Raw genomic sequence first — 8,030 nt, forward strand, 5'->3', positions numbered from 1 at the left:
TTCAAGCAATTTCTCTGTAAAATCAGGACTTAATTTTAAAGCCTTACCGTAGTTTATGCGTTTGGTTAATATCTCATCCCAACGGTTAACCTGCAAAATGGTAATGTTGTTGTCTTTTTTGTAGGTACCTATCTGCTCAGCAATTTTCATACGCTCGGCCATTTTTTGGATGATCAGATCATCAATTTTATCAATATCATTACGCAGTTGGCTTAGTTTATCATTAACCTGCGCGTTACCGGTTTCGGGCTTGCGTAAGGTTAAACGGTCAATCAACTCAGCCAAAGCGGTTGGTGTAACTTGTTGTTTGGCATCGGTCCACGCTATGCTTGGGTCAATGTGCGATTCTATCATTAATCCTTGCATATCCAGGTCAAGCGCTTTTTGCGAAATGTAACCTATCAGATCGCGGTTGCCCGAAATATGGCTCGGATCGCATATCAAAGGTAAATGAGGTGCCAATGTTTTTAAGTGGATGGCGATATCCCACATCGGCTCATTACGGAAAGCAGATTTTTCGTAAGATGAAAACCCGCGGTGTATAGCTGCAAGTTTAGTAATGCCCGCGTTATTGATACGCTCTAAAGCGCCAATCCATAAAGAAATATCAGGGTTAACCGGGTTCTTTACCATTACGGGTATATCAACACCATTTAAAGCGTCGGCAATTTCTTGTACGGTAAAAGGGTTAGCTGTAGAGCGTGCGCCTACCCATAAAATATCAACACCAGCTTTTAAAGCTTCTTCAACGTGTTTAGCGGTAGCAACCTCTACAGCTGTAGGTAAACCGGTTTCTTCTTTAGCGCGTTTAAGCCACTCTAAACCAATGCTGCCTATGCCTTCAAACTCTCCGGGACGGGTACGTGGTTTCCATATACCGGCACGTAACGCACTTACTTTGCCTGTGTTTTTTAATAAATGAGCAGTAGCCACTAATTGGTCTTCGGTTTCTGCACTACATGGGCCGGCTATTAAAAGAGGCTCGCTACCTGTGGTTATCCAGGTATTTAAGGGTTGTATGTTTAAATTAAGTTTCATCGTATTATTTATTTCGAATGTCGTTTATATATATGTTGGTTCTATTTTTCTAATTTTTTAATGCTGATGTATTTGCGTTCCGGTTTAGACGGCGGAGCAGTTTTTTGTGGCTTTTCTGCGCTTGCTTCGTCTTCATACCTTTTATATTCGCCCAGTATGTTGAAGTTGTGGGTGTACTTCAATATCTGTTTTACCGCTGCATCATACTGTTTGGTTTCTTCCCATTCCACATCAACATAAAAGTTATATTCGTTGCGTTTGCCTAAAACCGGCATAGATTGTATTTTACTCATGTTTACTCCCTGGGTAGCAAAAATGTTAAGCACTTTTGCCAATGCGCCAACCTGGTTGCTTACCTGGAAGCATAACGATGCTTTATCGGCAGGTTTTTTAACCACATTATCATGTGTGGTCAATATTAAAAAACGGGTAAAGTTTTTCTTGTTCGATTCTATCCGGCGCTCTAAAATATCCAAACCATAAAGCTTTGCCGCTAAGGTATTAGCTATAGCAACGGTATCGGTTAATTTTTCATCATGTATGCGTTTGGCGCATGCTGCAGTATCATTGCTTTCTACTATTTTAAGATGCGGGTACTCATCAAAAAAATCAATGCACTGGCGTATAGCAATAGGGTGCGATGTTACATATTTCACCTGCTCAAACGCAACGCCCGGCAGCGCCATTAAATGTAATTGAATAGGCAGATAAATTTCGCCAATAACTGGGAAATTGTAATTTAACAATAAAGAGTAGTTTGGTAAAATACTACCGGCAATGCTATTTTCTATCGCCATCACCACATAATCAGCCTCGTTTGCTTCTAAAGCGTCAAATGTTTGCTTAAAAGAGTTACACTCAATAGTCTGGATGTTTTCTCCAAAATATTTAAAGGCCGCTTCTTCGTGGAACGAAGCGCGTATCCCTTGGATGGCAACTCTTGGTTTATCTTTCTTCATAAAAGCTATTAAAGCAAAAAGTCCCGGCTGGTTATTGCCGGGACTTTTCAGTTGTTAAATATGTTTGTTAGTGCATATTAGTCCCGGCTCTTACTATTAAAGTAAAAGTAGTAACCATAAAAAAATACACCAGTTAACTTCATCGTTTATTGTTTTCAATGCAAAGGTAGCAGTAAAAATTGATTTGTCAATAGATAATTTTTATTTTTTGAAAATAAGTGATGTGAAACAAATTTTATATGGTTTGGTTTGGTTTGGAAGTATATAATTTGGTGGAGGTGGAAAATTAGAATCACGAGTAAACCTTATTGGGATTGGTATCAGTAATTCTTAATTATTTGCCTCAACCACAACGCGAGTACAAATAATAATATAGAAGCAACAAAATATAAAATAATCAATGCTCCATGTATAAACCGATGTTGTTTAGGTTCATCAGTAAACTCATTCATTATTTCCTGTTGACGGTCTAAAGTTATCAGATGATAATAACTAAAACCACAGATAGGAACAATAATTAGTATGGGCCATAGATAGCTAAATAAGCTGTGTGCTTGTCGAGTAGGAAGAATGAATTTATTGTCAGAAACTATTTCAACCATAGTCGTAATAGTTATAGCATTTAAATACATAAATGCTATAATCAACATCATTGTAGAAAAAAAGGGAATCATACCACTTGAGTAGTAACTGTATAATCTAAAATAATAATACTTTAATATTTTTTTCACGTCTTAGGTACCAGTATAATTATCTTCAGGTTTAGAGAGTAACGACATGCTTAACATTAATAAATTACTTTCAAAGGACTTTCTGGATTAGCACTACTATACCAAAATTCATGTGCCGACCCTACAAAACCAGCTTTAACCGGATTTTCGTGTATGTAATTTACTTTCTGATCAATTACCGCAGGCGTATAAAGCAGCACAGGAAAATTGCCATTTTGCCAAAATTGATGGTTAATGTTTAATGGATTATACTTGCCGGCACGCTCAAATGATCTGATCATCCATTCTCGTCGACTTTCCTGTTGGTTATTCGCTATCATTTCAAATAGCTTTTTAGAAGTGTAAGTTTTAAAGCTGCCTAAAACATCACCAAGCGAACCGTTTGTTACGTTTGCTACCATGTGAATATGGTTAGTCATGATCACATAGGCATAAATATTAAGTTTTTTATGTTGTTGGGTCCAGGTTAGGGTTTCAACAATAAAGTCATTGTATAAACGGCGTGTAAATACATCTACCCAATCTGTTACAGTTAACGTGACAAAGTAAAGTTCGTCGGTTGAGGCATTGCGTGACATATTATAAATATGAGCAATTTATTTATAATATACAATGCTGTTGTAAGTGTGGACACTTACAATTTGCTATGTCCAAGTGTGGACACTTGGACAGGCCAGGCGATAAGTTTAAGGGCCTGTTTTAAATTTTATTTAAAACAGGCCCTTATTAAAAACACGCCCATTCAAGTGTCTGCACTTGAATGTTAACTGTTGTAAGCGTCCACGCTTACAAATACTTACAAACCTGCATAATACCCCAATGCATCTACAAGCTCTTCAACTGTACAATTATTATTAATATTAAACTGACCAATGGCGTTTAACAACGTACAATTAATTTTACCGTTTTGGTTCTTCTTATCCTTTAACATATACGCTAAAAGGGTTTCGTTGTATTCTTCTTTTAGATTATATCTTGGATATAGGTCACTTAATACTTTTGTGATCTCGTTAAGATCGTCAATGCTTAACCCGGTCTTTTTATGGGCCAGGTAAGCTTCGCATATCATACCGATTGCTATGGCCTCGCCGTGCGATAATGAATTTTCATCATTCAGTAAGGAGTAAGTTTCAACCGCGTGGCCAATAGTATGACCAAAGTTTAGCGCCTTGCGGATGTTCTTTTCGTGCGGGTCTTCCAGCACCACTTTGTTTTTTATGGCTACTGATGTATAGATCAGATCAGCAGTTGGGTTTTTAAGGTCACTTGCTTTTAACTGGTTCCAGTAGGCGGCATCACATATCAGGCCATGCTTCAGCATCTCGGCCGCGCCTGATAAAATTTGACGTGCGGGCAATGTCTTCAAAAATGCATATTCAATAAATACCGCTTTTGGCTGGGTAAATGTGCCAACGATGTTTTTAATACTATCAATATCAATACCTGTTTTACCACCAACAGAAGCATCTACCTGCGAAAGCAGGGTAGTAGGCACATGTACAAAATCAATACCGCGTTTAAAGGTCGACGCTGCAAAACCGCCCAGGTCGCTTATAACGCCACCCCCTAAGTTAATTAACAGGCTTTGACGATCAGCATCAAAATCTATCAGCATTTTCCAAACGCCTATGCAAAAATCAATATCCTTGCTTTCTTCGCCTGCATTTATTTCTATAATGTCGAAATTCTCCGGATCGCCCAGTTTCTCCCTTAATAATGGTAAGCAGTATTGCGCGGTGTTCTCGTCTGTTAAAACAAAAAAACGCGAGTAGCGGCCCTGCTCAATAAATTTAGCCAGTTCGCCTAAGCTATTCTCAAAATATATAAAATAATTATTACTCTGTATGGTGTCCATAATATCAACTGTGCAGGTACCGGTATCAATTGTAGTCATAAAAATTATATCACTTTTATTTTATTATTTCTAAATTCAACCACATCGCCTTTTTTTACTTTTAAACGTTTGCGGTAATCAACCTCGCCATTATATTTTACTTCGCCCTCATCCACAACTATTTGCGCTTCGCCGCCTGTTAATACCAGGTGGGTGGCTTTTAGTAATTGTATCATGGGGATATAATCGCCGGTAACTTTAAATTCTATCATGAGGCAACAAAATTAAACTATTCGCAGAATAATAAGTTATCTTAAAAGCATTTTATAATTTTGCAGTATTAACTGATCGGCCTGCTGTTGTTGTAACTATTGCAACAATGGGCCATGAATTATCGACAATGGATAAAAAACAAGCTCTATCTTTTGAAAATACAGAGATAGCCTTTAAGCATTCATCTAATGCTGATCTGAAACGCGCCTACTGGCTGTTTAAGATAATAAATATTAATTTTTTAGTAAAGATAGGCCCGCCGCTAACCAACTTCGCGGTAAAGATTGGCTTACCTGTAAAAGGACTAATAAAGGCTACTATATTTAAACATTTTTGCGGCGGTGAAACAATCCGCGAATGCGAAAAAACCATAAAAACATTGGAGGCAGGTGGAGTAGGTACTATTTTAGATTACTCGATAGAAGGTGAGGATGATGAGCACGTTTTTGATGATACCAGGGACGAGATAATGCGTACCATAAAGCGTGCAGTCAAAGATAAAGCTATACCGATAACTGTATTTAAGGTAACCGGGGTTGGCAGATTTGCTTTGTTAGAAAAGCTGGATGCGGTACAACCGCTTACCAATACCGAAAAGCAAGAGTGGCAAAAATTGCAGGACAGGGTATTAACGATTTGCGAAAAGGCACATTCGGCCGGTGTGCCGGTAATGATAGATGCCGAAGAAACCTGGATACAGGATACTATAGACCTTTTGGCGTTAAATATGATGCGCAAGTTTAACAAGCAGAAAGCCATAGTATATAATACCTATCAACTTTACCGTCATGATAAGCTGGAATCATTAATGTATGATAATGAGGATGCTGTAAAAGAAAAATTTATTCTGGGTGTCAAACTGGTACGCGGCGCTTATATGGAAAAGGAACGCGACAGGGCCCAGGAAAAAGGCTATCTATCGCCCATTCAACCAACTAAAGAGGCTACTGATAAAGACTTTGACCTGGCGCTTGATTATTGTACCGACCATATAAAAAGCATTGCCTTTGTAGCCGGAACCCATAACGAGGAAAGCTGCAAATTGCTGACCGAATTATTAGATAGAAAAAAAATAGACCATAAAAATCCACATGTATACTTTGCGCAATTATTGGGCATGAGCGATAACCTTAGTTTTAATTTAGCTGATGCAGATTACAACGTTGCCAAATATGTTCCTTACGGCCCAATAAAAGCGGTGCTTCCATACCTGTTTCGCCGTGCGCAGGAAAATACAGCTATAGCGGGCCAAATGAGCCGCGAACTGGGTTTGATAGCAAAGGAAATGAAACGGCGTAAACTGTAAGAGGGTGTTCCGGTGTAAAGCTGTGACCATCTATTTTTAATCGATAGACACGTTAATTAAACAGTTAATTTATTTGGTAATGCTTTAATGTTGTTGATTTTCAATGCATTATAATTTGGGGTGTCCCAGGCGTCCCAGGTGTCCCAGGTGTATCCATGTGTTCATGGGACAGTATAGTAACAGTATAGTAATAATATTTAATGGTATAGGTTTATTGCTGTAGTTGCTTACTTCACGGGAGAACTAATTTTTCATATCGAATTGAATCACTAAATGCGTTATAATAATCCGTTTGTTTTAAAGTATTGTTGTATGGTATCGGGGGCCGTCATCAAGTAGGTTTGCAGGCCCAGTTTCCTGGCAGTTTCCAAATGCTGGGGGCTATCATCAATAAATAAAGTCTCGGCAGGGTTAAGGTTATTTTCATGTATTACCTGCTCAAATATTTCAACATCGGGCTTGCGTTTACCTACTAAGTGCGAGTAATAGGTTTTGTCGAACAGACGGCTATTGTCATTCATATTATATTCTCTTTGCAGGTAATCATGCACATAATCGTAATGGATAGCGTTAATATTACTCAGCAAAAAAGTACGGTATTTAGCCTTTAATTGTAACAGCAATTCATGATTTCCCTTTGGGATGCCTACAAATATGCTGTTCCAGGCGCCGTCAATCTGTTCGTCGGTCAATTCGGGTTTATGAGCTAGTTCCCTAATTCGATCTCTAAAGACAGCATTACTTATCTCGCCACGCTCCAGGGCATTAAATACATCATCCTGCTTACGGTGGCCGTAAAATTCATCCGCATTGGTAATACCCAGTTTCTTCCACGCCTCGGCAACCTTGCTAAAATCTATATGAAAAATTACGTTGCCGTAATCAAAAATGATGTTCTTAATATTAGTCATGAGCTATTGAAATTATTGCTGAAAATTGCAATAATACCGATAAAAAGACAAATAACCAGTGCAATTCATTTCATTACAGCGGCTAACATTATGGGTAAATGTTTGTATATCAATATATGCGACCTAACATTGTAAGTTATATTTTTCTTGCTATTTCTTTTTCCTGTAATTCGCCGCACAAAAATTCAAATGCCGAATATCCGATAAATGAAAAAATAGCTTACCCTAAACCCGATAGTGCAGGATATTTTACCAATATCAATACTGGGAAAACCCATCCCGCAGAAATAATAACTTTCGCCAGATCACTTACCGGTATTCATTATAAATACGCCTCGACAGATCCCACCCAGGGATTTGATTGCTCGGGTTTTATAACCTATGTTTTTAATCATTTCGGGATAGCGGTTCCCCGGAATTCTATTGATTTTACTTTTATACACCGTGGGGTTAGGCTAAATGAAGCCAAACCGGGAGACCTGATACTTTTTACCGGCACAGACAGCACCATTAGGAAAGTGGGGCACATGGGCATAGTGGTATCACATCCGGGTGAAGAAGTTAAGTTTATACACGCTACGTCGGGCAAAGCTTATGGTGTAACCGAAACTGCTTTAAATAGATATTATTCAGGACGATACGTTAAAACTATCCGCGTATTTTTTTAGAGTGGAAAATAGTGTTCCCAATTGTTTTGTTTTTAAAATTTGAACTACAGATTTCCTACAGGTTTTTTTGATAAATAGCATAAAACCAATAACCATGAACTCAATTAAAAAATCACTTGCATATTTATTTTCAAGCTTGATAATAAGTGCCCCCTTGTATGTATCGGCACAACAAAAAACAGACTTTCATATATTGAAAGATATTCCTATTGCCAGCTCGGGTGGGTGGGATTATATTACTGTTGATGGTGCCAATAAACGTATTTATACCTCGCATGGTAACCAGGTAAACATATTATCAACCACTACC

At 38.1% G+C, this 8,030-nt stretch carries 9 protein-coding genes; 3 read left to right on the forward strand and 6 right to left on the reverse strand.

From position 1 onward, the window contains the following. The 5 genes from JWP71_RS04115 to JWP71_RS04135 all read right to left on the reverse strand — a co-directional run. Positions 1–1,038 (reverse strand): bifunctional 3-deoxy-7-phosphoheptulonate synthase/chorismate mutase type II (locus JWP71_RS04115; protein WP_299497438.1); only part of this gene is annotated, 1,038 nt, incomplete at its 3' end. A gap of 41 nt (positions 1,039–1,079) precedes the next feature. Beyond that, the gene (locus JWP71_RS04120; RefSeq protein WP_299497439.1) at positions 1,080–1,997 is read right to left on the reverse strand and encodes a prephenate dehydratase; all 918 of its coding nucleotides are present in this window, start codon (positions 1,995–1,997) and stop codon (positions 1,080–1,082) included. Between the two features lie 787 nt (positions 1,998–2,784). Then, positions 2,785–3,306 (reverse strand): transposase, encoded by a 522-nt coding sequence (locus JWP71_RS04125; RefSeq protein WP_299497441.1) that lies wholly within the window; start codon positions 3,304–3,306, stop codon positions 2,785–2,787. A gap of 218 nt (positions 3,307–3,524) precedes the next feature. Beyond that, positions 3,525–4,622 carry a 3-dehydroquinate synthase gene (gene aroB / locus JWP71_RS04130; protein ID WP_299497442.1) on the reverse strand — a complete coding sequence of 366 codons (1,098 nt, stop codon included), beginning with the start codon at positions 4,620–4,622 and terminating at the stop codon, positions 3,525–3,527. Positions 4,623–4,627: 5 nt separating this feature from the next. Then, complete coding sequence (locus tag JWP71_RS04135) at positions 4,628–4,834, reverse strand: RNA-binding S4 domain-containing protein (protein ID WP_299497443.1); 207 nt, start codon at positions 4,832–4,834, stop codon at positions 4,628–4,630. 128 nt (positions 4,835–4,962) lie between these two features. On the opposite strand from JWP71_RS04135, the gene JWP71_RS04140 reads away from it, so the two are divergent. Then, positions 4,963–6,141, forward strand: coding sequence for a proline dehydrogenase family protein (locus tag JWP71_RS04140; protein ID WP_299497445.1), 1,179 nt, complete (start codon positions 4,963–4,965; stop codon positions 6,139–6,141). Positions 6,142–6,419: 278 nt separating this feature from the next. Here the strand turns inward: JWP71_RS04140 and JWP71_RS04145 are convergent, their stop codons facing one another. Next, positions 6,420–7,052 carry an HAD family phosphatase gene (locus tag JWP71_RS04145; RefSeq protein ID WP_299497446.1) on the reverse strand — a complete coding sequence of 211 codons (633 nt, stop codon included), beginning with the start codon at positions 7,050–7,052 and terminating at the stop codon, positions 6,420–6,422. A 116-nt stretch (positions 7,053–7,168) separates the two neighbouring features. On the opposite strand from JWP71_RS04145, the gene JWP71_RS04150 reads away from it, so the two are divergent. Next, the gene (locus JWP71_RS04150) at positions 7,169–7,720 is read left to right on the forward strand and encodes an NlpC/P60 family protein (protein WP_299497447.1); all 552 of its coding nucleotides are present in this window, start codon (positions 7,169–7,171) and stop codon (positions 7,718–7,720) included. A gap of 94 nt (positions 7,721–7,814) precedes the next feature. Beyond that, positions 7,815–8,030 (forward strand): hypothetical protein (locus JWP71_RS04155; RefSeq protein ID WP_299497448.1); only part of this gene is annotated, 216 nt, incomplete at its 3' end.

It is taken from the genome of Mucilaginibacter sp., assembly GCF_028287845.1.
Taxonomy (GTDB): domain Bacteria; phylum Bacteroidota; class Bacteroidia; order Sphingobacteriales; family Sphingobacteriaceae; genus Mucilaginibacter.